The organism is Pseudomonas sp. BCRC 81390 (genome assembly GCF_030341915.1).
GTDB lineage: Bacteria > Pseudomonadota > Gammaproteobacteria > Pseudomonadales > Pseudomonadaceae > Aquipseudomonas.
Genome location: NZ_JATAAG010000078.1, coordinates 1 through 331, shown reverse-complemented (window position 1 = coordinate 331; position 331 = coordinate 1). Strand labels below are relative to the sequence as shown.

1 pseudogene is annotated in these 331 nt (G+C 57.4%); it reads right to left on the bottom strand.

What is annotated here, in order from left to right:
* Positions 1 to 331, bottom strand: a pseudogene (gene tuf / locus QSV36_RS26180) (elongation factor Tu); the annotation flags it as partial.

Here is a 331-nt window from a genome sequence, read left to right as displayed (position 1 = left end):
GGTGGTGTTGGTGGTTGGGCGCAGACCAACGATTTCCAGCGGATCCTGAACGCGGACGATACCACGCTCGATACGACCGGTAACAACGGTACCACGACCCGAGATCGAGAATACATCTTCGATCGGCATCAGGAACGGCTGGTCAACGGCACGAACTGGCTCAGGGATGTAGGCATCCAGAGTCTCTACCAGCTTCTTGACAGCGGTAGTACCCATCTCGTTGTCGTCTTTGCCTTCCAGCGCCATACGAGCCGAACCGATGATGATCGGGGTGTCGTCGCCTGGGAAGTCGTAGGTGGACAGCAGGTCGCGAACTTCCATCTCGACCAGT